Raw genomic sequence first — 24,544 nt, forward strand, 5'->3', positions numbered from 1 at the left:
CAGGGGTATCATATTCAACGTGAGACGTGTTGATGGTGATACCACGTGCTTTTTCTTCTGGTGCGTTATCGATCTGGTCGAATGCACGCGCGCTACCACCGTAGGTTTTAGCCAGAACGGTAGTGATTGCAGCGGTCAGCGTTGTTTTACCATGGTCAACGTGGCCGATAGTACCGACGTTAACGTGGGGTTTTGTACGTTCAAATTTTTCTTTAGACACGGCGATATTCCTTACTCAAATGCTCTCCCCCTATGGAGAGAGCACGGGATTTTGTTTTAACCCTGAGGCTTATTTACCACGGGCTTCAATTACGGCCTGAGCAACGTTGTTAGGCGCATCATCGTACTTCAGGAACTCCATGGAGTAAGAAGCACGGCCTTTGGTCAGAGAACGCAGTTGAGTTGCGTATCCGAACATTTCAGACAGCGGAACTTCAGCATGGATCACAACGCCAGTAACGTTGGATTCCTGACCACGCAGCATACCACGACGACGGCTAAGGTCACCGATGACGTCACCAGTGTTCTCTTCCGGCGTTTCAACTTCAACCTTCATGATCGGCTCAAGCAGAACAGGTTTTGCTTTCTTAAAGCCATCTTTAAAGGCGATAGAAGCAGCCAGTTTAAACGCCAGCTCGGAGGAGTCAACGTCATGGAAAGAACCGAAGTGCAGACGCACACCGAGATCAACCACTGGGTAACCAGCCAGAGGACCCGCTTTCAGCTGCTCCTGGATGCCTTTATCAACGGCAGGGATGTATTCACCAGGAATTACACCACCTTTAATGTCGTTGACGAACTCGTAACCTTTAGGATTTGAGCCCGGCTCCAGTGGGTACATGTCGATAACAACATGACCATACTGACCACGACCACCAGACTGCTTGGCGTGTTTACCTTCAATATCAGTAACCTTCGAACGAATCGCTTCACGATAAGCAACCTGTGGTTTACCCACGTTTGCTTCAACGTTGAATTCACGTTTCATACGGTCAACGATGATATCGAGGTGCAACTCACCCATACCAGCGATGATAGTCTGGTTAGATTCTTCATCAGTCCATACGCGGAAAGATGGGTCTTCTTTAGCCAGACGGCCCAATGCCAGACCCATTTTTTCTTGGTCAGCTTTGGTTTTCGGTTCTACCGCAATGGAGATAACCGGTTCTGGGAACTCCATACGTTCCAAAATGATAACGTTGTTCGGATCACACAGTGTGTCACCCGTCGTTACATCTTTCAGACCGATAGCCGCAGCGATATCGCCCGCACGAACTTCTTTGATCTCTTCACGCTTGTTAGCGTGCATCTGAACGATACGACCAAAACGTTCACGTGCTGATTTAACTGGGTTCAGTACGGTATCACCGGAGTTAACCACACCAGAGTACACGCGGAAGAACGTCAGGTTACCAACAAACGGGTCGGTAGCAATTTTGAATGCCAGCGCAGCAAACGGCTCGTCATCACTTGCATGACGCTCAGCCGGTGTGTCTTTACCGTCATCCAAAAGACCGTTGATCGCAGGTACATCAACTGGGGATGGCAGGTAATCGACTACCGCATCCAGCATCGCCTGAACACCTTTGTTCTTAAATGCAGAACCACAGGTTACCAGGATGATTTCGTTGTTCAGAACGCGCTGACGCAGAGCTTTTTTGATCTCTTCTTCAGTCAGTTCTTCACCACCCAGATACTTCTCCATCAGCTCTTCAGAAGCTTCAGCTGCGGATTCGATCAGGTTCTGGTGCCATTCGTCAGCCAGATCTTGCAAATCAGCCGGGATCTCTTCGTATTCGAAGGTCACGCCCTGATCGGCATCATTCCAGTTGATGGCTTTCATTTTCACCAGGTCAACAACACCGGTGAAACCTTCTTCAGCACCAATCGCCAACTGCAGCGGAACAGGGTTCGCGCCCAGACGGGATTTGATCTGACCAACAACTTTCAGGAAATTCGCACCCATGCGGTCCATTTTGTTAACGAACGCAATGCGTGGAACTTTATATTTGTTTGCCTGACGCCATACGGTTTCAGACTGCGGCTGAACACCACCAACTGCGCAGTAAACCATTACCGCACCATCAAGTACACGCATAGAACGTTCTACTTCGATAGTGAAGTCAACGTGTCCTGGGGTGTCGATGATGTTTACGCGATGCGGTTCATACTGCTTAGCCATACCAGACCAAAATGCAGTAGTCGCTGCGGAAGTGATAGTAATACCACGTTCCTGCTCCTGCTCCATCCAGTCCATGGTAGCTGCGCCGTCATGAACTTCACCGATTTTATGATTTACACCAGTGTAGAACAGAATACGTTCGGTAGTAGTGGTTTTACCGGCGTCGATGTGCGCACTGATACCGATGTTACGGTAGCGTGCGATGGGTGTTGTACGAGCCATTTGTATCCTCTATTTACTAGGGCGTTCAATTTAGTTAACCCAAGCGGGTTGGCTATTTTTAGCGCCCGCTTGGTTAGCATGACTACAGCGAAGGGATTACCAACGGTAGTGAGCGAACGCCTTGTTAGCTTCGGCCATACGGTGAACGTCTTCACGTTTCTTAACAGCAGTACCTTTGTTCTCTGCTGCATCAGAAAGTTCGTTCGCCAGGCGCAGAGCCATAGATTTATCACCGCGTTTACGAGCAGCTTCTACGATCCAACGCATTGCAAGCGCATTACGACGAACCGGACGGACTTCTACTGGTACCTGATAAGTAGAACCACCAACGCGGCGCGACTTAACTTCAACAGTCGGGCGAACGTTGTCCAGAGCTACTTCAAAAGCTTCCAGATGGCCTTTACCAGAACGCTGAGCCAGGGTCTCCAGCGCGGTATAGACGATTGCTTCAGCAGTAGATTTTTTACCATCTACCATCAGGATGTTTACAAATTTGGCCAGCAGTTCTGATCCGAACTTAGGATCCGGCAGAATTTTACGTTGACCAATGACGCGACGACGTGGCATGGAAATACTCCGTTGTTAATTCAGGATTGTCCAAAACTCTACGAGTTTAGTTTGACATTTAAGTTAAAACGTTTGGCCTTACTTAACGAAGAACCATTAAGCCTTTGGCTTCTTCACGCCGTATTTGGAACGGGATTGCTTACGGTCTTTAACACCTGAGCAGTCCAGCGCGCCACGAACGGTGTGGTAACGCACACCTGGCAGGTCTTTAACACGACCGCCACGGATCAGGATCACGGAGTGTTCCTGCAGGTTATGACCTTCACCGCCGATATAGGAGGTAACTTCAAAACCGTTAGTTAAACGAACACGACATACTTTACGCAGTGCGGAGTTCGGTTTTTTAGGGGTGGTAGTATATACACGGGTACATACGCCACGTTTCTGCGGGCATGCTTCCAGCGCCGGAACGTTGCTTTTAGCAGCCTTCAGGGAGCGTGGTTTGCGTACCAGCTGGTTAATTGTTGCCATTAAAAAAGCTCCTGGGTTTTGCTTCGTAAACACGTAATAAATCGTCTCATGTTTGCGCAAGGCAAAGTATGAGGACGCAGAATTCTATTGCTGGCAGTGGAAGGAGTCAAGAAATATACAATAATTCGGCGTTACCACGCGAGTTGCTGCGGATGTTCCACTGTCAGTTGAACAAACTCATTATAGCCAATGAGCGTCACGCTGTTTGAAATTTGTTCAGTCACACCCCTTGCCTCAGTATCAGGCTGGAGCGCATAGATAAGAACCGCTGAATCAAGCAGGCGTTGAATAATGTCCCCACCAGCCAGAGCCGCAATCACACCATCTTGTAGCAAGACCAATGCATCGCCCCGCTCCAGACTACGTAAAAGTGTATCCAGGTCAGCGTGATAAGGAGAACTTGAGAGCGTATGTAACATAAATGGAGAGGCCCGTCGCTAGAATGAAAGGATGGAATGATAATCGGCCAGCTTGCTACGCCATGCTTCTGGCGCTAACAGCCCCACATCCAAAACCCAGTCCGTATCTATACTCAGCCCGCGCTGGCGCACGGAAGTCTCGCACAGATAGCAAGATTCGATGTCGTACAACGGCAACACACCAAACGTGGCGATGTAATTGCGCATCAGAATCTTTTCCGGCTGTTGATGCGGCAGCAGTTGAAGCACGCCATCGCCAACAAAAAACACACCAATCTCTTCCGTCAGTGCCGACATCGCCAACAGCGCATCCAGCCCTTCTCGCCCAGACGCACTCCCATGCGGAGAATGCGTAAAAACAAATGCGACTCGCTTCATAATGCTACCTTAAAACTGAATAACCCGATCGCAGGTCAGCACCGACTGTGCCAGCTCACCCAGCCCACTCAGAATAAAACCGGGTTGCAGATTCGCTCCCGCAAGGTTGAGCTGAGTGGCTTGCTGAGCGTCAGTAATGCCTCGACGCAGCGCGGCGGCAACGCAAACATTCAGCGCCACCTGATGCACGTCGCCCAGCTGTTGCCAGCCGCGAACAACATCAAACTCATCGTTAGCTGGTGATGTCAGTTGGTTAGCATTCAGCACGCCTTCTCGGTAGAAGAACACACTTTTCAGTTTATGCCCCTCAGCCAACAGCGCCTGCGCAAACTGCAACGCGCTACTCGCTTGCTGTGTGCCGTAAGCAGGGCCGGTCACCAGCAAGCAGTAAGTCAGCATCAACGTTCGTGCCCGCTGAAGTCGCCGCTTTTGAATTGACGAATATAAAGATAAACAGTGTGCTTGGAGATATTAAGGCGCTCGGCAACCTGATTGATGGCGTCTTTAATATCAAAGATGCCTTTTTCGTACAGGCTCAGTACGATTTGGCGATTTTTCGCATTATTGGAAACATTGCGATCCGCATTGACTTCCTCAATAGAGAATTCCAGCGTTTGTGCAACCAGATCGTCAACGGATGATGCGAAGTTAACAGAAGACGCGGCGTCATGCGTTTCAGGTGGAATAAAGGTCTGCACAATCTGGGAGAAAGGTACATCCAAATTCATGTTGATACACAACAACCCAATCACGCGCTGATCGCGATTACGGATCGCAATCGTTACTGACTTCATCAACACGCCGCTTTTTGCGCGGGTAAAATAGGCCTTCGACACGCTGCTATCTTCGCCTGCCATGTCATGCAGCATGCGCAATGCAAGATCCGTAATCGGCGAGCCAATCTTCCTGCCAGTATGTTCCCCATTTGCAATGCGCACAGCGGAACATTTAAGATCCTCAAGCGAGTGCAAGACAATCTCACAATGCTCGCCAATCAACATGGCCAAGCCATCAACCACCGCTTCATACGATTTCAGGATCTCATAGTCCGTTTGACTGAACGGCCGTTCATCCAGCAAATCAAGCTCATAAGATTCGCCAGATACAAGCGAATTAGACATGGCAGACACCACCCTCAACGTCATTTATCCCGTAAATAATTCGAGTTGCGTGATAAAACGTTAGCGTTTTAAACAACGCCCCGCGTTGGCCCTTTAGGGCAAGGCCCATTTATGAGCCTTGTAACGCGGCAACCGCGCAAATCCCCGGGAGCTTACATCAGTAAGTCACTGGGGTCAGTGAGGACGGCCAACGCACAAGCAGCTTGAAGTATGACGGATATATTTATTTTGTATTGACAGGGGACATAGTCTAGCAAATGTCCACTCTCGCGTCCCTGAATTTAACGGGCTCCCTCTTAAGGTTGTATTAATTTAATCCCGCTAGAGTCTGCGTCTTCTTTCCTCTCCATAATGGAAATCACGAGAGACGTGTATGAAAAATCTAATACCAATGGGCAGACCACACCTAAACAGCATTACGTTTGTGCTGATATTTTCTGCCTTTATTACTCTGGTCCAGAACATCGCCTACTACCGTCAAACGCTGCAACTGCTGGATATGGCGGACTGGATCAATATCCCTTTCTTCCTCAGCATGCCGGTAGTGATTTTCGCCGTGCTGAATATCATTTTCACGCTTCTGGCAGCGCCTTATCTGCGTAAGGCCGTCATTGTTTTCTTCCTGCTGTCCGGCGCTGCAGTGCAATACTTTATGCTGAACTACGGCATTATCATTGACCGCACCATGATCCAGAATATCGTTGAGACGACGGCCAGCGAGTCCTTTTCGCTTCTTACGCCGCAGCTGATCGTCTGGGTATTTTTCACTGGCGTCATTCCCGCAGCGGCGGCCATCTGGATAAAAATAAAACCCGCCAAGCCAACAACGCTCTATATTGGCCTGCGCTTTCTCAGCGTCATTATCTCGTTATTCGCTATTTTATCTGTCGCAGCATTCTTTTATAAAGATTACGCCTCGTTCATGCGTAATAACAAAGAGTTGGTAAAAGCGATTACGCCCAGCAATATTGTGGCAGCCAGTTTGTCCTACCATAAGCATAGCGCGCTGGCTAATTTGCCTCTGGTGCAAATTGGTCTGGATGCCCGCAAAGTGCCGCCGTCATCTCCTACGGCAAAAAAGAATCTGGTTATTCTGGTGGTCGGCGAGACCTCTCGGGCACAAAACTTTTCGCTAGGAGGCTATGAGAAGGAAACCAATCCGTTGCTGACGAAAGACAATGTGGTTTACTTTGAGAACACGTCATCGTGTGGCACATCAACAGGTGTTTCCGTTCCGTGCATGTTTTCCAACATGCCGCGACAAAACTTTGATGGTGGCTTAGCCAGCCATCAGGAAGGGTTGCTCGATATCTTACAACGGGCAAAAGTTAACGTGCTTTGGCAGGAAAATGACGGTGGCTGCAAAGATGCCTGTACGCGTGTGCCAACAGTTGATGTGACATCGCTGAAACTACCAGTGTTATGCACCCGCGGCGAGTGCCACGATGAAGCGTTATTCCACGGTGTAGAAGACTATATTAACAAGCTCGATAACGATGGGATTATTGTATTACATACGATAGGCAGCCACGGCCCGAGCTATTACCAGCGCTATCCTGACGCCTTTAAGAAATTTACCCCAACCTGTGATACCAATCAGATTCAAACCTGTACGCAGGAGGCACTGACCAACACGTATGACAATACCATTCTGTATGTCGATTTTATTCTGGATAAAACGATCAACCTACTGAAGCAGCATCAGGATAAATTTAATACCTCACTGGTTTACCTGTCTGACCACGGCGAATCGTTAGGCGAGAACGGCATCTACCTGCACAGCATGCCCTACTCTATTGCGCCGAAGCAGCAAACGCATGTGCCGATGTTGATGTGGTTATCAGCAGGTTACCAGCAGCAACAGGCGATTCAAGACACCTGCCTGCGCCAGAACGCGAAGCAGCAGGATTACTCGCAAGATAATCTTTTCCATACCATACTGGGGATGTTTAGTATCGCCACGAAAGAATATCAGCCTCAGCTCGATATCCTTCAGCCGTGCAGGGATAAGACAACATGAAATTATTGATTGTTGAAGACGATAAGCTGTTGCAGGAAGGATTATTCTTGGCACTGAGTCATGAAGGTTATGCCTGCGATTGCGCAGGCACGGCCAAAGAAGCGGACGCGCTCATCAGCAGTGCGCACTACAGTTTGGTCATTCTCGATCTTGGCTTACCGGACGATGACGGGCTCGCGTTGTTATCACGCTGGCGTAAAAATAATTACCAGCATCCCGTACTTATCTTAACGGCGCGGGATAAGGTCAACGATCGCGTCAGCGGATTGGATGTTGGCGCCGACGATTATCTTGCCAAGCCTTTTGCACTGACAGAATTACAAGCGCGCGTACGTGCGCTGATTCGCCGCAATCAGGGATCAAGCAACAGCAAGATACAGGTCGACAACATTACGCTGGATTTAAATAATCAACAGGTGCTGCTGGACGAAAAACCAGTGGTACTGACGCCAAAAGAGTTCGCGATACTTTCCCGACTAGTGCTGAAAGCCGGTTCTCAGGTACACCGAGAGCTTCTACATCAGGATATTTATGCCTGGAACGACGACCCGTCCTCCAATTCGCTAGAAGTCCATATCCACAATCTGCGTCAAAAGATAGGCAAAGACCGTATCCGAACCCTGCGAGGTTTTGGCTACCTGTTGACCAAAGGGGATCAACCATGAAGAGCGATGCCGACGCCGTCACCAGTATGCGTCGCCGTTTGGTGCTGGCACTGGGCGGCATCCTCCTCGTTTGCCAGATGATCAGCGTATTCTGGCTCTGGCACGAAAGCGAAGAACAGATCGGCCTGCTGGTTGATAAATCCCTGAGCGCCAGTGCCCAGAACATGCAGATCGATCAAGAGATTAATGAAGCAATCGCGTCGCTCAGTATTCCCAGTCTGGTGATGGTCATCCTGACATTGCTCATGTGCTTTCAGGCGGTCAGTTGGATCACCCGCCCGCTTTCTCGTCTACAGGAAGAATTGCAGGATCGCACGGCCGAAAATCTGGAACCGCTGCCACAGCAGAGCGACATTAAAGAAATCGCCGCGGTCACCCATACCATCAACCAGCTTTTCCAACGCTTAGACGAAACGCTGAAACGCGACAGGCAATTTACTGCCGATGTCGCTCATGAGTTACGAACTCCGCTAGCCGGTATTCGGCTACATCTTGAATTACACCAGCAACAGCATCAGATTGACTGCGGTTCACTTATCAAACGGATCGATAAGATGGTGAAGACGGTGGAACAGCTCTTACTGCTTGCGCGTGTCGGACAAGAATTTTCGGCAGGCCACCACGAAAATGTCGCATTCCTGAAAGACGTTATTTTTCCCATGCAGGATGAACTAGCGGAGATGCTGCAAAAGCGCCAGCAAAGGCTGAAATGGGTATTACCGCAGGAAGATGTCTCTCTCCACGGTGATGCCACGTTACTCCAATTGTTGTTACGCAATCTGGTAGAAAATGCCTATCGCTATAGCCCGGAAGCAAGTCAGATCACGGTTAGCCTGATTAAACGGCAACACCTTGAACTACAGATCGAAGATGAAGGGCCGGGTATCGATGAAAGTAAGGTTGGTGAATTAAGTAAGGCGTTTGTTCGCATGGATAGTCGCTATGGTGGTATCGGTCTCGGACTGAGCATCGTGACGCGCATTGCTCAGTTGCACGATGGAAGATTTTTCCTTAGTAACCGACCGCAAGGCTCTGGTGCACTCGCGCAGGTGGTACTAACCACGCCTGAGGAATACCCAGACTCAGCCTGAAGAACAACAACAGAAAACCACGTCAAAATAACATCGCGACGACACATCCCTGTGCACGCGCCTTATACGCCTTATTGATACACAGGATAGCGGCGGCACAGCGCGACAACCTGCTCGCGAACACGATCGCGTATCACCGTTAACGCTTCATTCCCAGCACCTAGCCCATCCAGCACATCACATAACCACCCTGCCAGTTGCTCACACTCTGTCACACCGAAACCGCGCGTCGTCACAGCTGGCGTACCAATACGCAGGCCTGAGGTAACAAAAGGTGAACGTGGGTCGTTAGGCACCGAATTCTTATTTGTCGTGATGTAAGCATCGCTCAGCGCAGCGTCGGCATCCTTACCGGTATACGGCTTAGCAGACAGGTCGATCAGCAGCAAATGGTTGTCGGTGCCGTCGGAGACGATCTTGTAACCACGCAGTTGGATAATGCGCGCCATTGCCCGGGCGTTAGTCACGACCTGACGCTGATAAACCATGAAATCAGGGCGTAACGCTTCCTTGAAGGCTACCGCTTTAGCTGCAATAACGTGCATCAGCGGGCCACCTTGAATACCGGGGAACACGGCGGCGTTGAGCTTTTTGTAAAAATCCTCACTCTGCCCCTTGGCCAAAATAATGCCACCTCGTGGGCCACGCAGGGTCTTATGCGTTGTACTGGTCACAACATGTGCGTGAGGGAGCGGGTTGGGGTATTCACCCGCCGCCACTAAACCAGCAACATGAGCCATATCCACCCAGAAGATAGCCCCCACTCTGTCAGCAATAGTGCGCATACGCGCCCAGTCCTTGTGGCGTGAATAAGCGGAAAATCCTCCTATTAACATTTTTGGCCGGGTTTCCAAGGCAATACGCTCCATTTCGTCGTAGTCGATAAGCCCTGTTTCAGGGTCAAGACCATACGGTACGATCTTGTAGTGGCGACCAGAGAAGTTGGAGGGGTTCCCGTGAGTCAAATGCCCGCCCTGAGCCAGATTCATACCCATCACGGTGTCACCGGGGTTAGTCAAGGCCAGAAATACGGCGGCATTCGCCTGAGCGCCAGCATGGGGCTGGACGTTAGCGTAATCGCAGTCAAACAGCACTTTGGCCCGCTCGATAGCCAGACGTTCGGCTACGTCAACATACTCACAGCCGCTGTAGTAGCGCTTGCCGGGGTAACCCTCTGCGTATTTGTTGGTGAACACGGAATTCTGGACCGCCATCACCAGCGGACTGGCATAGTTCTCTGAAGCGATGAGTTCAACGTGGATTTCCTGACGGTGTTCTTCGTGCAAGATGGCATCGGCCAACTCAGGGTCGAAATCGGTAAGAGTTAAAGAGGTGTCATACATGGGCATCATCCTATGCGTTAATCGTTGGTTTTTTTAAAGGGGATACTTCGGTGGTGGTTTCATCAGGCCAGTAGTAGCTATCCGGCAAAGGGCGTGCACCGAAGATCGCCTGACCGACGCGCACTACGGTGGCACCTTCCTCGATCGCGATCTCAAAATCGCCGGACATCCCCATGGATAATTCATCCAGTCCGATGCCAGCAGGCGCGTTTTGCTGCAACCGATCGCGTAGGTTACGCAGCCGAATAAAACACTGACGTACGCGTTCGGCCTCGCTGGAGAACAACGCCAGCGTCATGAGCCCACGCACACGTAGCGCAGAGAATGTGGGAAGCGCCTGAATAAAAGCAGGAACGTCTTCAGGAGACAGGCCGTACTTACTCGCCTCACCAGAGGTGTTAACCTGCACGAAGACATCCAGTGAGCGTCCTTCAACGTGCAAGCGACGATCCAACGCTTCAGCCAGTCTCAGGCTATCCAATGCCTGAAATTCGCTAGCGAAGCGTGCCACCAGCTTAGCCTTGTTGGTTTGTAGATGGCCAATGACCGACCACTGTAAGTCGGCTAAGTCCTGCATGGCTTCCCATTTGCGGTACGCCTCCTGCACCTTGTTCTCACCCAATATCCGGCAGCCTGCTATATGGGCCATACGCAGGCGATTTTCTGGCTTGGTCTTGCTGACTGGCAGCAAGCGCACGGTTGCTGGATCGCGGCCAACGCGGTGACAAGCCGCCTCGATGCGCATCTGTACTGCCGCCAGATTACGTTGAAAATCCTCAACCGTGGCGGTTTCAGGGTAGCGACCGTGACTATCGTGGCGAGTGGGTGTATCGGAAGATATCGGCATCGGCCTAACTCCTGATAAAGAGGATGAATGGATTGTGAAACGTATTTATAGATTTAAAATAGCCGGATGTTCCCCACCATTTTTCTTATAAGAGGCAGACCAATTGTTCAAACACGCCCAGCTCGAATCTGTCAAAGCCTGGATTGGCGATCCCGCGCACGGCGCTTTGCCACTGCATGCTCGTATCCAGCGGGCGATTCGTCAGCTCATCCTCGATGGCATTCTCGATGTGGGAAAACCCTTACCCGCTTCGCGCGCGCTGGCTACATCGCTGGAGGTATCGCGTGATACGGTCGAATCGGCTTACAGCCAGCTGCATGCAGAAGGGTTCATTGAGCGTCGCGTAGGCAGCGGCAGTTTCGTGTCAGAGCGGGCAAAACGTCTTTCAGGACGTGGTAAAGCCAGAAAAACAGGAGATAGCAAAGCAGAGCTGCGTCTCAGTCAACGCGGCAGCGCCATGTTCCAGAATGGCGGTGTACGAGATTTCATCATACCGCGAGCGTTCGCGCCCGGCGTGCCGGAAACACGCAGCTTTCCCCTCCAGACGTGGGAACGACTAGAGCGGCAGGTGCTAAAAGAATATGGCACTAAAGCGCTGTTACACAGCCCGCCGCAGGGTATGGAAACGTTGAGACGAGCCATCGCAGATTATGTCAACCTCGAACGAGGAGCCCGCGCTACGCCAGACCGCGTGTTAGTGTTGACCAGTTCCCAGCAAGCACTCACTCTGTGCGCGAATGTGCTGATGGATGCTGGCGATAGGATCTTCCTTGAAGATCCTGTGTACCACGGCGCACGCAAGGCATTCGAGGCCGCCGGGCTCGCGTGCGTGCCTATACCGTTAGATGCGGATGGTTTGCAGGTCGATCACCTGCTTGAAGCAAGCAGCGGACACAATGCGCCCGCTAAAGCCGTATTCCTCACGCCCTCACACCAGTTTCCAACCGGCGCGACGCTGGCGTTGGATCGGCGGCTGGCAGTGATCGAATGGGCTAGGCAGCACCAAAGCTGGATTATTGAAGACGACTACGACAGCGAGTTTCACTACGCGGGCAAACCCACCGCCTGCGTACAGGGACTCGACCCGCACGATCGCACGATCTATATCGGCACCTTCACCAAATCGCTGTTTCCCGGCCTGCGCATCGGCTACATGGTACTGCCGCCGCAGTTGGTCGCACCGATGACCGTGGGCCGTACCTTGATGGATGGGCACAGCGCACCAATTCCGCAGCTCACGCTGGCACGCTTTATCGAAGGCGGCCACTTCGGTGCCCATGTACGCACGATGCGCACCATTTACGCGAAACGCCGCGATGTGCTGGCACAACTGGTTCGCCAGCATCTGGCTGATTTCGTAGAGCCACGGGTGCCGACTGGAGGCATGCAGATGCCCTGTATCTTCATCCGCGACATCCCTGAACACGATGCGGTGGAATCCGCACGCCGGGCCGGTATCGATCTACTCGGGCTAACAGCGCTGTATGCATCGGGCCAGCATAAAGCAGGTTTCCTCATGGGATTTGCTGCCCACGCTCCGCATGAACTGGAAATTGCCGTCAAGACGTTGGCGAAGGTGCTAAGTGCGCTGTGCCGCTAATAGGTGGTAAGCGGTGGATGATAGGTATGAGCCGTACAGTCAGTGGGAAAATATCAGTCAGACTGAAGATAAGCGTCATCGAAAGATGAGTAGCTGGAAAAGGGATTCGGTGCAGGGACGTGATTGTGAAACACAAAAAAACCGCAGGCCAAGCCTGCGGTCATATCGCCATAACAGCGATGCTTATTTAGCGGTTTTCTCTGCGGCGGCTGGTTTCTCAGCTTTCGCATCATCGGCTGCTTTCAGGTCAGCTTCAGATTTAATGTCCAACAGTTCAACGTCAAACACCAGCGTAGAGTTAGCCGGAATGCCAGGCACGCCGGTTTCACCATAGGCCAGCGCTGGTGGGATAGCCAGCTTGATTTTTCCGCCTTTCTTAACGTGCTTCAGACCTTCAGTCCAACCTGGGATCACACCGTCCAGACGGAAAGAAAGCGGCTCACCACGTTTGTAGGAGTTATCGAACTCGCTACCGTCAACCAGCGTACCCTTGTAGTTAACGACTACGGTATCGCTGTCTTTCGGCGCGCTGCCGCTACCTTCTTTCTCAACCTGATACAGAAGGCCAGATTCAGTTTTCTTCACGCCTTTTTCTTTGGCGAAGGACTCAAGATACTTGGTGCCTTTATCAGCGTTATCTTTCGCATCTTGCTTCATCTTGGCTTCAGCAGCAGCTTTTACTTTACCTTCAAAGCCTTGCAGCGTTTTTTCGATTTCTTCGTCAGTCAGCTTGCTCTTATCAGCAAAGGCATCCTGAACGCCAGCAATCAGCTGATCCTTATCCAGTTTGATACCTAATTTTTCTTGCTCTTTCAGAGAGTTATCCATATAACGCCCTAAAGATGCACCTAACGCATAAGCCGCTGCCTGCTCATCGTTCTTGAATTTGGCTGCCGCAGTGCTCTCAGACGCCTGTGCTTTGTCTGCCGCCAGAGCCTGGCCCGCGTTCAGAGCCAGAGCCATCGTTGTTGCTAACAGCGTTACTTTAAACAGTGATTTCATCCATTTCTCCAGCATCTGGAGCGACACGCTCCAGCCATCATTAAAATAAATTCGCGCCTACTATAACTGTGCGGACGAAGACAACACAACGACGCACTCGACAATCCTTTGATAAAAAACGTCAGGAAGCTTTTCCGACACCATTTGTATCGTCCTAAGGCCATCTGGCAACGATATGCCCCATTCCGGATACGTCATTGCGCCCTACTGCGACCGTTTTTACTACCAGAAGTTTCCGCTTTCTGACAAACTCGCGGGTAACAAGAAGTAAGGGGAACACCGATGTCACCATCAGCACTCGAAGAACGGCTTGAACAATTGGAAAGCCGACAGGCCTTTCAGGAATTAACCATAGAAGACCTTAACCAAACGGTGATTCAACACGAGCGGGAAATTAGCCGCTTGCGTGAGCACGTCCGTCTACTCACCGACAGACTGCGCAATCAGCAAACGTCGCTTGTTGCTTCCCAGTCGGAAGAAACGCCACCACCGCATTATTGAGGCCCGAGCCACGTGGTATCTGCGCTTACTCTATCGGTGCTTACTACAGGCCAGATATAAAAAAACCTCAGGTGATATTCATCAACCTGAGGTTTTTTTATGCACTACAACTAATTAGTGTAATTAGTGGCAGCCACATCCACCGTTGCCGCCGCAGCCGCCTTTACCATGTTGGTGATCATGGTCATGATCGTGGTCATGGCCGTGACCGCCACAGCAGCCGTCGCCGTGTTCATGATCGTGTTCGCCATGAACGTGACCGTGAGCCAATTCTTCTTCCGTCGCTTCGCGAATGGCAATCACTTCAACGTGGAAGCTCAGATTCTGGCCTGCCAGCATGTGGTTGCCGTCGACAACAACGTGCTCATCTTCAACTTCGGTGATTTCAACTGGAACTGGACCCTGATCGGTCTCAGCCAGGAAACGCATGCCAACCTGCAACTCATCAACGCCCATAAAGACATCTTTTGGTACGCGCTGAACCAAATTCTCATCATAGTTGCCGTAAGCGTCGCTGGAACCAATGTTCACATCAAACGTTTCGCCAGCTTCACGGCCTTCCAACGCGGTTTCCAGACCTGAAATCAGGGAACCGTGACCATGCAGATAGTCCAACGGCGCGCTCACCGGAGACTCATCAACCAACACACCGTCTTCTGTACGTACCTGATAGGCCAGGCTGACCACCAGATCTTTTGCTACTTTCATGATATCTCCTACCGTTGGAAATCAAACTGGCGCAAATTGTAGCTGAAAAATGTCCCTATGTACCGTCTGGAATCAAAAAACGTCAACGGTTGGTGACAATGCCACCATGACATTCATCCATCATTCTGGCCGGAAGATCCCGATAATATCGCTAGCTTGCGGGGCGGGTGCCGTCGTGGGTTCATCTGCCCGACTCTGGCGATATCCGCACTTTACGCACACCACCACCTCAGCCTCATCCTCTCGTCCAACCGCTAGCGTGTCCTGAGCCTGACACGTCGGGCACACCGCCCCGGCAATAAAACGTTTACGCATGCTCGCTCCCACTTCTCTCCGTTCCAGCACCTATAACCTAGAACCTAGAACCTATTCAGATAGGCGTTATTGATTCTTACTCGTCGTCCTCATCCCACACACTTGGCCGACGACGCTCACGCTGCATTTCCCGCTGGAAAATATCTTCCAGCTCACGGCGCGCCTCTTTTACACGAGAAATCTGTGCGACATCTCCCGTCAGTTGCGGTACCAGCTCACGCAGCATACGCATATCAAGGCGGCGAAAATGCTGTTGCGCGCGCATCGCCTGATGGGGATGCATGCCTAACGTTACCAATGTTTTCCGCCCCAATTCCAGGGCGCTGGAAAAGGTTTCACGCGAGAAATGCCTTACGCCAGTTTGCAGCAACTCATGGGCTTCAACACGTCCACGCGCCCGTGCCAAAATCTCCAAATTCGGAAAATGTTGCTGGCACAGATGTACAATTTCCATCGTATCTTCCGGCGTATTACAGGTAATCACAATCGATCGTGCTTTATCTGCTCCCGCCGAACGCAGCAGTTCCAGTTCCGTGGCATCACCATAATAAACTTTATAACCATAGCTGCGCATCAGGCTGACGGCGCTGATATCGCGCTCCAGAACCGTAATCCGCATTTTGTTCGCCATGAGCAAACGGCTGATCACCTGTCCAAAACGTCCGAAGCCCACCACAATGACCTGCGGTTCGTCGTCTTCGACATACGGTTTCTCATCCGGCACATCCTGCACGTTATAACGACGCGCCAGAATGCGGTCTATCACCTGCATCAGTAGAGGCGTCGTCATCATCGATAGCGTCACCGTCACCAGCAACAGCGGCAGTTGCTCACCTTTCAATACGTTGAATGAAGCCGCAGCGGAAAACAGAACGAAAGCGAACTCGCCGCCCTGACTCAGCACGCCAGCAAACTGCAAGCGTTCGGAACGGCGCATTCGGTTAATCCGCGCAAGGAGATAAAGTACAGCTGCTTTCACCGCTACCAGCACCAATACCGCAATCATAATCTTCACGATGTGGGTGTAGAGGATCCCGAGATTTAGCGCCATTCCTACAGAAATAAAGAACAGCCCAAGCAGCAACCCTTTGAACGGTTCAATCGCAATTTCCAGTTCATGCCGATACTCACTTTCCGCCAGCAGAATACCGGCGATAAAGGTGCCTAACGCCATAGAAAGACCTAATGCTTCCATAAACAGCGCAGAACCTAGCACCAGCAACAACGCAGCGGCAGTGAATACTTCGCGCACGCCGGATGCCGCAATAAAACGGAACAGCGGACGTACCAGATAGCGCCCACCGATTAGCATGCCGAGAAACGCAGCAACCTTCAGTCCAATCCGTTCCCAATCGCCGAAGTCACCCTGCACCCCAGCGAGAATAGGAATCAACGCCAACGCGGGAATCACCGCAAGATCTTGAAAAAGCAGCACAGAAAAGCCAAGCTGTCCCGATTCATTGCGGTTCATGCCTTTTTCGCGCATCAGTTGCAGCGCCATGGCCGTTGACGACATCGCCAGCCCCACACCACCAATCAGCGCAGACTGCCACGAGAAATCAGTCAGATATAAGGCTCCGCCTAAAATCAACGCGCTGAGGCCAACCTGAGCCGCCCCAACGCCGAAGATTGAACGACGTAGCGTCCACAGCTTTCCCGGATTCAATTCCAGACCGATGATGAACATCAGGAAAACTACACCCAGCTCCGAAAAGTGCAGGATAGCTTCCACGTCACGGATAAAGCCGAGCCCCCAAGGGCCAATGGCGATCCCGGCGATCAAATAGCCCAATACGGCGCCAATCCCTAATCGGGCAGCGATCGGTACGGCTACTACCGCCACAAACAAAAACAAGACTCCGGCAGTCAGTAGCGCAGAACTCTCCATATTAGCGTTCCTCTTCAGATAAAGGTGAGGATAGCCATTCACCGTAAGCTCTGGCTTGACTCGATAACACATCGGGCTGTAAACGACGTGCCCAGTAAACAATCATGGGGCGCATCCAGTGCATACGGCACATGGCGGCCGTCAGCTCAAACGGGCGTAGCAAATCTTCCATCGGGTAGCGATTATTGCCATCCGCATGGTAGGCATCTTCCGGTTCGCCGGTCGTAATCACCGAACGCCAGTATTTGCCCGCCAATGCATTGCCGCCAATCCCATTGGCAAAACCACGGGATAACACCCTATCGAGCCACTCTTTCAGTAAAGCCGGACAGCTATAGGTGTAAAACGGGTGTTGGAAAACAATGATCTGATGCTCGCGCAGCAACTGTTGTTCGTGATGAATATCGATAAAAAAATCAGGATAGTGTGCATAAAGATCGTGCACGGTTACATTTGCCAACTGCTGCGCCGGTTGCAATAAGACGCGGTTTGCGACCGAGTCCTGTGGTTCCGGATGGGCATACAGCAGCAAAATCTTCGGTGGCTGCGACATCATTCCCCTCCAAAGCGTCGTCATGATAATCGTTTTCCGTTACCATGCAGCGCAACGACTAAAAACAGGACACCCCGTGTCCTGATATGTCCATAATTTAACATACTCTGAACATACGGCGCTTTATGATTGTTTTCTCTTCGCTGCAAATTCGACGTGGTGTACGCGTTCTGATCGACAACGCGACAGCAACGGTTAATCCTGGCCAGAAAGTCGGTCTGGTTGGCAAAAATGGCTGTGGTAAATCTACGCTGCTGTCATTACTCAAAGGTGAAATCACCGCCGACGGTGGTAGCGCGACATTCCCACAAAACTGGTCACTGGCCTGGGTCAATCAGGAAACCCCAGCATTGGACAAACCGGCGCTGGACTACGTCATTGACGGTGACCGCGAGTTTCGTCAACTGGAAGCCGCGTTACAGACCGCCAACGAAGAGAACGACGGCAACGCTATTGCCACCCTGCACGGCAAACTGGATGCCATTCAGGCTTGGACGATACAAGCCAGAGCGTCGAGCCTGCTCAGCGGATTAGGGTTTTCTCAGCCACAGTTGCAACAGCCTGTCAGCGCCTTTTCCGGCGGCTGGCGGATGCGTCTGAATCTGGCACAGGCGCTGATTTGCCGTTCAGACTTGCTGCTGCTGGATGAACCGACCAACCACCTCGATCTGGATGCGGTAATCTGGCTGGAGAAATGGCTGAAAAACTACGCTGGTACTCTGGTTCTGATCTCGCACGACCGTGACTTCCTCGATCCGGTAGTGACCAAGATTCTGCACATCGAGCAACAGTCGCTCAACGAGTACACCGGCAACTATTCCTCGTTTGAACGCCAGCGCGCTACCCGTCTCGCACAGCAGCAATCGCTTTATGAGCACCAACAGGAACGTGTCGCGCATCTACAACACTACATTGATCGGTTCCGTGCGCAAGCGACCAAAGCCAAGCAGGCCCAAAGCCGAATAAAAATGCTGGAACGCATGGAGATGATTGCGCCGGCGCATGTCGATAACCCTTTCCGCTTCAGCTTTCGCGCCCCGGAGTCGTTGCCCAATCCTCTCATGAAGATGGAAAAGGTCAGCGCAGGCTACAACGACACGCTGATTCTCGAATCCATCAAACTCAATTTAGTGCCAGGCTCCCGCATCGGGCTGCTTGGCCATAACGGCGCGGGTAAATCAACGCTGATCAAGCTGCTTGCTGGCACGCTTGCCCCGCTGAAAGGGGAAATTGGGCTCGCGAAAGGCGTTAAGCTCGGTTATTTCGCCCAGCATCAGCTAGAGTTCCTGCGTGCAGACGAGTCACCCTTGCAACATCTGGTACGTCTGGCAGAACGAGAAACAGAGCAGCAACTGCGCGACTACCTCGGCGGCTTCGGTTTTCAGGGCGACAAAGTCACCGAGATCACCGAGCGCTTCTCCGGCGGCGAAAAAGCCCGTCTGGTGCTGGCGCTGATCGTCTGGCAGCGTCCGAATCTCCTACTACTCGACGAACCGACCAACCACCTCGATCTGGATATGCGTCAGGCATTGACCGAAGCGCTAATCGATTTTGAAGGCGCGCTGGTTGTCGTCTCGCACGATCGACACCTGATCCGTTCCACCACCGACGATCTCTATCTGGTACACGACCAAAAAGTCGAACCGTTCGATGGCGACTTGGAAGACTACCAACAGTGGCTGGTCGGCCTTCAACGTCAGGAAAATGCGGCCGATGAAACGCCAAAAGAAAATGCCGCCAATAGCGCGCAGGGTAGAAAAGATCAGAAACGTCGCGAAGCCGAGTTGAGAACGCAAACGCAGCCGCTGCGTAAGCAGATCACCAAGCTTGAACAGCAGATGGAAAAACTGGGAGAAACGCTCGCAGCACTGGAAGCTCGGCTGGCGGACAGTGCCATCTATGATATCAGCCGCAAAGCCGAACTCACCGACTGCCTGCAACAGCAAACCAAAGTTAAAATCGAGCTGGAAGAAACAGAGCTGTCCTGGCTAGACGCGCAGGAACAGCTAGAGCAGATGATGCAAAGCGAGTAAGTGGTATTTCCCTACGAGCGGGTAGCCCCCGCTCGCTTTCCCACGTTTTTCTTTCCTTCTCACGACATTATCTTAAAAAGTGATGATAAAGCGCATTGAGCGCAATATTCCCCCAAGGTAATATTTAGTGATTAATCTACTGATTTCTACACACTTACCTATTCACTGACATTGAAGGCCGCAAGGCATAAAACGGCCGGACAATAAGGCAAGGACAATATTTATGATGGAAAATACGCCGTCTGTTTCTACTGATTCGCTCTCTGCTACGCTCACAGCTTCCGGCAACAACGCCGTCACCACGACAGCAAGCGATGCGTTATCTGAATTAAACATGTCGCAACTTAGCGAGCAGGAAAAAAGCGAAGTCTCGGTACTGGTCAATAAAATTGATATTACTGACCCTATGCTTTCCATCTCTTATGCAGCAAACACGATGGGTAATATTTCGCGCTTTTCAGAATCCTTAATGCAAGAAGTCAGAGCGAAGGATGCAGGCGTGATTGGTGAACAGTTGACAGACCTTCTGATGAAAGTAAAGTCGGTTGACCTCACCGTTTTTGACACTAAGCAAAGCTTCCTCGCCTCATTCCCATTGATAGGGAAATTGTTCAGCACCATCCAACGTACGCTGCTGGAGTATCAAACGCTGGCGCAGCAGGTTGATACCGTTTCTAAAAAACTCGAAAGCGCCATGATGGAGCTATTGCGCAATATCTCCACGCTGGAACAGCTTTTCATACGCAACCGCGAGTATTTTCAACAAATCACGCTGCATATCATTGCCGGTAAACAGAAATTGGCAGCCATTCAGTCTGGCGATCTGACCGCCGCACAGGAAAAAGCACAGCGTACCAACGACCCGATGGATATGCAGTACGTGCGTGATTTAGTGAGCAACATACAGCGCTTTGAAAGACGACTACACGACCTGATGATGTCACGCACCATCGCGATCCAAACCGCGCCTCAAATTCGTTTGATGCAAAGTAATAGCCAGTCGCTCGCCGAGAAAATTCAGAGCAGCATTCTCTCTACGATCCCGTTGTGGAAGAGCCAGATCGTGATGGCGATAACGCTGCATTCACAGCGCAAATCGGCAAAACTGCAAAAAGAAGTCTCTGATACCACCAATGCCATGCTGAGGAGAAATGCAGAAATGCTCCAGCTCGGTACCGTTGAAACCGCGCGGGAAGTCGAACGCTCGATTGTGGACATCGAAACCTTACGCGAAGTGCAAAGCCGCCTTCTGAACACCATCGAAGAAACCGTCACGATTGCCAATGACGCCAGAGTACGTCGCACTGATGTAGAGAAAGAACTGGGCACGATGGAAACAGAGCTAAGAACGCGTCTGGCCGAGATTGCAGCGAACCAACAACACGCGATGCAGCAACGTTCTGCATAAATAATTTCGTTTTGATAAGTGGTCTTTATTGAATATGCAAAACGCATCTTCCCCTCCAGATGAGGGATGGCAAAAGAAACTAGGTCGTTTGTGCCTGACGCTGCTTAAGCTCTGGGGATTAGTCTGCGCTGCTTTTATCGTCTCTACGCTCATCACTATAGTGTTTCTAGGTGAATTATATCCAGACCTCATGGCGGATAAAAACGTTCAAACCTGTGTTTTCATTGTGAATGCTTTCAGCTTAATTCTGCTGTGGTACGCCTTTACACGGTCTCAGGTTGATATGATTTGGCCACTTGTGGCTGGCGTAATTTGGTTCATTGCGCATGATGCCCTATTCGTTCTGGGATGGATTGCCGTAGCGTGGTGGATAATCAAAGCATGCTCCGAGATTTCCCACCCTCGTCTCGGCACCGTTATCCAGTTTCTTTTAGTTTTCATCATCATCATGGGCTACACCGATGCACATCAGTTTGGTGAACACCCTTTCTATAATACGGCCTTCGCCACGTGCATTGTGCTAGGTACGATGAGCCATTACCAAGGGAAAACGGCTTTCAAAATAAGGAAAGACCAACCCAAAACGCTCATTCCGGCACCAGCACCTATGTCGCCTCAACCTTCACCGGTCGTTATTACACCACCCGTTCAGGAAGCCGTTACATTTGAGAGCCGTATAGTACGGTTGCAAAACCTACAGAAGCTCCCCAGCGAGCTTCTCGACGAACTGAAAACGATCGTTGAGTATGCGCAGCTTATTGTCACGTGTATGAAGGAAGATCCCAAGGATGTTGAGCCGGGAACAGCGTTTCTTAATCGCTACCTTCCTGCCGTAGAAAAAGTGGCCGGTGAATTTGTCAGACTTTCCAACCAATTAGAGAAACATGGCAAATCAGACGATTTTCTGCTGAAGAATGTTACCGCACTGAAAGCGCTGGGCTCCGCCTTTCAACAACAACACGCACGACTGCTGGAGAACGATACGCTGGATTTTGATGCAGAACTCAACCTTGTTGATAATCTATTAAAAACAGATGGTTATAAGTAATCACTACTGATGGCATGCAGCCAACAGAGTGATTCTTAAGTCGCGGGCGAAAAACCGCTCGCGACTTTATCAAACCAGCATCAATGCCAGATCAGCATTAATGCCAAATCAACAGTACGCAAGCGGCGGTCAGCAGCCCCATTGATACGTTGAAGATAATCCACGCTTTCTTACTGCGCAGCAGTCGCCCAATCATCGTGCCGAATCCGAGCCAGATGACACCGGACACCAGATTGACCAGCACAATGCCGATGCTTATCGCGATCACGGAATGGTTATAACCTTCACCAGCCAGACTAAAACTGGCAACCGCGCCCAGCGCCATGAGCCACGCTTTCGGATTCAGGAATTGCAGCAACCACCCTTGATAAAGCCGGATCGGTTGGGGCGGCGCAACGGACGTTTCCAGTCGTTCGTAAGCCGCCGTGGCGATTTTCCACGCCAGCCAGAGCAGATAGGCACTGCCGAGGACTTTCAGGATAAAATGCAGCGAAGGATAAATCAGAATCAAACCACCGACGCCGAATGCCACCAGCAGCAAAATGCTCTGCATCCCCAGCATGATGCCGACCATCAGCCACAGTGAACGCATAAAGCCAAAATTCGCGCCCGAGGTGGTCAACAGCATATTATTCGGCCCCGGTGTGATAGCCGCTACCCACAAAAAACCCAACATCGAAAGAAATAAACTCAGTTCCATTATTTGTGGGCGCTCCTGACCCAAATGTCGTACCAACTGGCAGCATTGAAGCTAACAGTGTGATATTGATCGTACAAGAGCCGACAACAAGATTTTCATATCCTTTATGCATGACCATTTTCGTCCGCTGAGCGGCGCCCATAATCCGCATCTGCAAACGCTATTGCCGCGCTTGATTCGCCGTCACGCGCAGTTCTCACCTGTCTGGCAAGCGCTCGAATTACCGGACGGTGATTTCGTCGATCTGGCGTGGAGCGAAGCGCCCGAACAGGCGAGGCATAAACCACGCGTAGTGTTGTTTCACGGATTGGAAGGCAGCTTTCATAGCCCCTACGCTCACGGCCTATTGCATGCCTGCAAACAGCGCGGCTGGCTGGCCGTTATCATGCATTTTCGCGGGTGCAGTGGGAAGCCCAACCGGATGAAACGTATTTATCACTCCGGCGAAACCAGCGATGCCAGCTATTTCCTGCGCTGGATGCAAGAGACGCAGGGTGAGGCTCCTACCGCTGCCATCGGCGTTTCTCTCGGCGGCAACATGCTGGCCTATCTGCTCGGCCAGCAGGGTGAAGCCTGTTCCCTGTCCGCCGCGGTCATCGTTTCCGCACCATTGATGCTCGAACCTTGTAGCCGCCGGATGGAACAAGGTTTCTCCCGCGTCTATCAGCACTACCTGCTGCACCTGTTGAAACAAAATGCCAGCCGCAAGCTGGCAGCCTACCCAGACACATTGCCGATTCAGTTACCGCAGTTGAAGCGAATTCGCCAGCTACGGGAGTTTGATGATGTCATTACTTCACGCATCCACGGTTTTCGCGATGCGGCCGACTATTACAAACGCTGTAGCGCCCTGCCGTTGTTGCCTCAGATTCGTAAACCGCTGCTGATCATCCACGCGAAGGACGATCCTTTCATGACGTCCGAGGTCATTCCCGATCTGTCGCAGTTACCGTCTAATATTGAGTATCAGCTAACGGAACACGGTGGGCATGTCGGCTTCGTCGGTGGAACATTGCTGAAACCGGAAATGTGGCTGGAACATCGCATTCCCAATTGGCTTAGTCCATTTTTGGACCACGCCACTGGTTCTTTTTATTCAGAAACAATTTTTACTCAGGAAACATAGCGTGATAATTCCCTGGCAACAGCTCGATCCAGAAACGCTGGATAACATCATCGAATCTTTCGTGCTGCGCGAAGGCACCGATTACGGCGAACAGGAGCGCTCGCTGGCGCAGAAAGTCGAAGATATCCGTAGTCAGCTCCAATCCGGCGAAGTCGTTTTGGTGTGGTCTGAGTTACATGAAACGCTAAACATTATGCCGCGCGGTCAGCTAAATGCCGGTGGACATGCCCCTTATTGAGCATGGCGAAAGACGTGAAAGAACGCGTCAAACATGCTAACAATGGGAACAATTACGTCATTTTTGAGAATGCGCGCAGGCTCTCAGTCTATGCGGGC

26 protein-coding genes are annotated in these 24,544 nt (G+C 51.3%); 10 read left to right on the top strand and 16 right to left on the bottom strand.

The window, feature by feature from the left end; all coding sequences use genetic code 11:
- The 8 genes from A0G03_RS08570 to A0G03_RS08605 form a co-directional block, all read right to left on the bottom strand.
- A partial coding sequence (locus A0G03_RS08570; protein WP_045142993.1) for a GTP-binding protein occupies nt 1-220 on the bottom strand: 220 nt, incomplete at its 3' end.
- Between the two features lie 69 nt (nt 221-289).
- Nucleotides 290-2,404 (bottom strand): elongation factor G, encoded by a 2,115-nt coding sequence (gene fusA, locus A0G03_RS08575; RefSeq protein ID WP_048262677.1) that lies wholly within the window; start codon nt 2,402-2,404, stop codon nt 290-292.
- Nucleotides 2,405-2,500: 96 nt separating this feature from the next.
- Nucleotides 2,501-2,971, bottom strand: a complete 471-nt coding sequence (gene rpsG, locus A0G03_RS08580) for a 30S ribosomal protein S7 (RefSeq protein WP_005969574.1) — start codon at nt 2,969-2,971, stop codon at nt 2,501-2,503.
- Between the two features lie 96 nt (nt 2,972-3,067).
- Nucleotides 3,068-3,442, bottom strand: coding sequence for a 30S ribosomal protein S12 (gene rpsL, locus A0G03_RS08585; RefSeq protein WP_005969567.1), 375 nt, complete (start codon nt 3,440-3,442; stop codon nt 3,068-3,070).
- Nucleotides 3,443-3,573: 131 nt separating this feature from the next.
- Nucleotides 3,574-3,861, bottom strand: a complete 288-nt coding sequence (gene tusB, locus A0G03_RS08590) for a sulfurtransferase complex subunit TusB (protein ID WP_048262679.1) — start codon at nt 3,859-3,861, stop codon at nt 3,574-3,576.
- An 18-nt stretch (nt 3,862-3,879) separates the two neighbouring features.
- The gene (gene tusC, locus A0G03_RS08595; protein ID WP_048262681.1) at nt 3,880-4,239 is read right to left on the bottom strand and encodes a sulfurtransferase complex subunit TusC; all 360 of its coding nucleotides are present in this window, start codon (nt 4,237-4,239) and stop codon (nt 3,880-3,882) included.
- A 9-nt stretch (nt 4,240-4,248) separates the two neighbouring features.
- Entirely contained in the window at nt 4,249-4,638 is a 390-nt protein-coding gene (gene tusD / locus A0G03_RS08600) for a sulfurtransferase complex subunit TusD (RefSeq protein ID WP_048262683.1), read from the bottom strand.
- Nucleotides 4,638-5,360: a helix-turn-helix transcriptional regulator gene (locus A0G03_RS08605; RefSeq protein ID WP_010296984.1), complete on the bottom strand. Its 723-nt coding sequence runs from the start codon at nt 5,358-5,360 to the stop codon at nt 4,638-4,640. The genes tusD and A0G03_RS08605 overlap by 1 nt, the downstream gene beginning before the upstream one ends.
- 373 nt (nt 5,361-5,733) lie before the next feature.
- Here A0G03_RS08605 and eptA point away from each other — a divergent pair, with 373 nt between their 5' ends.
- Genes eptA through pmrB form a run of 3 tightly spaced genes read left to right on the top strand, consistent with a single transcriptional unit; the run spans nt 5,734 to nt 9,136 of the window.
- Nucleotides 5,734-7,380, top strand: a complete 1,647-nt coding sequence (gene eptA, locus A0G03_RS08610; protein WP_048262684.1) for a phosphoethanolamine transferase EptA — start codon at nt 5,734-5,736, stop codon at nt 7,378-7,380.
- Nucleotides 7,377-8,045: a two-component system response regulator PmrA gene (gene pmrA, locus A0G03_RS08615; protein WP_048262686.1), complete on the top strand. Its 669-nt coding sequence runs from the start codon at nt 7,377-7,379 to the stop codon at nt 8,043-8,045. Before eptA ends, pmrA begins: the two co-directional genes overlap by 4 nt.
- A complete protein-coding gene (gene pmrB / locus A0G03_RS08620; RefSeq protein ID WP_048262687.1) occupies nt 8,042-9,136 on the top strand; it encodes a two-component system sensor histidine kinase PmrB in 1,095 nt (364 codons plus the stop codon). The genes pmrA and pmrB overlap by 4 nt, the downstream gene beginning before the upstream one ends.
- Before the next feature lie 71 nt (nt 9,137-9,207).
- Here pmrB and glyA read toward each other — a convergent pair whose 3' ends face one another.
- Nucleotides 9,208-10,479, bottom strand: a complete 1,272-nt coding sequence (gene glyA / locus A0G03_RS08625; RefSeq protein ID WP_048262688.1) for a serine hydroxymethyltransferase — start codon at nt 10,477-10,479, stop codon at nt 9,208-9,210.
- A gap of 10 nt (nt 10,480-10,489) precedes the next feature.
- Complete coding sequence (locus tag A0G03_RS08630) at nt 10,490-11,326, bottom strand: YggS family pyridoxal phosphate-dependent enzyme (RefSeq protein WP_048262690.1); 837 nt, start codon at nt 11,324-11,326, stop codon at nt 10,490-10,492.
- A gap of 103 nt (nt 11,327-11,429) precedes the next feature.
- Here A0G03_RS08630 and pdxR point away from each other — a divergent pair, with 103 nt between their 5' ends.
- Nucleotides 11,430-12,926: a MocR-like pyridoxine biosynthesis transcription factor PdxR gene (gene pdxR / locus A0G03_RS08635; protein WP_048262692.1), complete on the top strand. Its 1,497-nt coding sequence runs from the start codon at nt 11,430-11,432 to the stop codon at nt 12,924-12,926.
- 183 nt (nt 12,927-13,109) lie between these two features.
- Here pdxR and fkpA read toward each other — a convergent pair whose 3' ends face one another.
- On the bottom strand, nt 13,110-13,928 hold the full coding sequence (fkpA, locus tag A0G03_RS08640) for an FKBP-type peptidyl-prolyl cis-trans isomerase (RefSeq protein ID WP_048262693.1): 819 nt from the start codon (nt 13,926-13,928) through the stop codon (nt 13,110-13,112).
- A 282-nt stretch (nt 13,929-14,210) separates the two neighbouring features.
- Between fkpA and A0G03_RS08645 the strand changes: the two genes are divergently transcribed.
- Nucleotides 14,211-14,429 (top strand): protein SlyX, encoded by a 219-nt coding sequence (locus tag A0G03_RS08645; RefSeq protein ID WP_048262695.1) that lies wholly within the window; start codon nt 14,211-14,213, stop codon nt 14,427-14,429.
- A gap of 123 nt (nt 14,430-14,552) precedes the next feature.
- Here A0G03_RS08645 and slyD read toward each other — a convergent pair whose 3' ends face one another.
- From slyD to kefG, 4 genes are all read right to left on the bottom strand, one after another.
- Nucleotides 14,553-15,137 (bottom strand): peptidylprolyl isomerase, encoded by a 585-nt coding sequence (gene slyD / locus A0G03_RS08650; RefSeq protein WP_048262697.1) that lies wholly within the window; start codon nt 15,135-15,137, stop codon nt 14,553-14,555.
- A 120-nt stretch (nt 15,138-15,257) separates the two neighbouring features.
- Nucleotides 15,258-15,452 carry a YheV family putative zinc ribbon protein gene (locus tag A0G03_RS08655; protein ID WP_048262698.1) on the bottom strand — a complete coding sequence of 65 codons (195 nt, stop codon included), beginning with the start codon at nt 15,450-15,452 and terminating at the stop codon, nt 15,258-15,260.
- Nucleotides 15,453-15,528: 76 nt separating this feature from the next.
- Nucleotides 15,529-17,340 (bottom strand): glutathione-regulated potassium-efflux system protein KefB, encoded by a 1,812-nt coding sequence (gene kefB, locus A0G03_RS08660; protein WP_048262700.1) that lies wholly within the window; start codon nt 17,338-17,340, stop codon nt 15,529-15,531.
- A 1-nt stretch (nt 17,341) separates the two neighbouring features.
- Nucleotides 17,342-17,893, bottom strand: coding sequence for a glutathione-regulated potassium-efflux system ancillary protein KefG (kefG, locus tag A0G03_RS08665; protein ID WP_015731339.1), 552 nt, complete (start codon nt 17,891-17,893; stop codon nt 17,342-17,344).
- 125 nt (nt 17,894-18,018) lie between these two features.
- Between kefG and A0G03_RS08670 the strand changes: the two genes are divergently transcribed.
- From A0G03_RS08670 to A0G03_RS08680, 3 genes are all read left to right on the top strand, one after another.
- Entirely contained in the window at nt 18,019-19,926 is a 1,908-nt protein-coding gene (locus A0G03_RS08670) for an ABC transporter ATP-binding protein (RefSeq protein WP_048262702.1), read from the top strand.
- A 334-nt stretch (nt 19,927-20,260) separates the two neighbouring features.
- The gene (locus tag A0G03_RS08675) at nt 20,261-21,334 is read left to right on the top strand and encodes a toxic anion resistance protein (RefSeq protein WP_048262985.1); all 1,074 of its coding nucleotides are present in this window, start codon (nt 20,261-20,263) and stop codon (nt 21,332-21,334) included.
- Nucleotides 21,335-21,368: 34 nt separating this feature from the next.
- Nucleotides 21,369-22,382, top strand: coding sequence for a 5-bromo-4-chloroindolyl phosphate hydrolysis family protein (locus tag A0G03_RS08680; RefSeq protein WP_080965266.1), 1,014 nt, complete (start codon nt 21,369-21,371; stop codon nt 22,380-22,382).
- Between the two features lie 97 nt (nt 22,383-22,479).
- On the opposite strand, the gene A0G03_RS08685 is transcribed toward A0G03_RS08680, so the two are convergent.
- The gene (locus A0G03_RS08685) at nt 22,480-23,082 is read right to left on the bottom strand and encodes a LysE family translocator (RefSeq protein WP_005969536.1); all 603 of its coding nucleotides are present in this window, start codon (nt 23,080-23,082) and stop codon (nt 22,480-22,482) included.
- 106 nt (nt 23,083-23,188) lie between these two features.
- Here A0G03_RS08685 and A0G03_RS08690 point away from each other — a divergent pair, with 106 nt between their 5' ends.
- Nucleotides 23,189-24,208 carry a hydrolase gene (locus A0G03_RS08690; RefSeq protein WP_048262704.1) on the top strand — a complete coding sequence of 340 codons (1,020 nt, stop codon included), beginning with the start codon at nt 23,189-23,191 and terminating at the stop codon, nt 24,206-24,208.
- Nucleotide 24,209: 1 nt separating this feature from the next.
- Nucleotides 24,210-24,446 carry a YheU family protein gene (locus A0G03_RS08695; protein WP_048262706.1) on the top strand — a complete coding sequence of 79 codons (237 nt, stop codon included), beginning with the start codon at nt 24,210-24,212 and terminating at the stop codon, nt 24,444-24,446.
- Nucleotides 24,447-24,544 lie beyond the last annotated feature (98 nt).

Source organism: Pectobacterium peruviense (assembly GCF_002847345.1).
GTDB lineage: Bacteria > Pseudomonadota > Gammaproteobacteria > Enterobacterales > Enterobacteriaceae > Pectobacterium > Pectobacterium peruviense.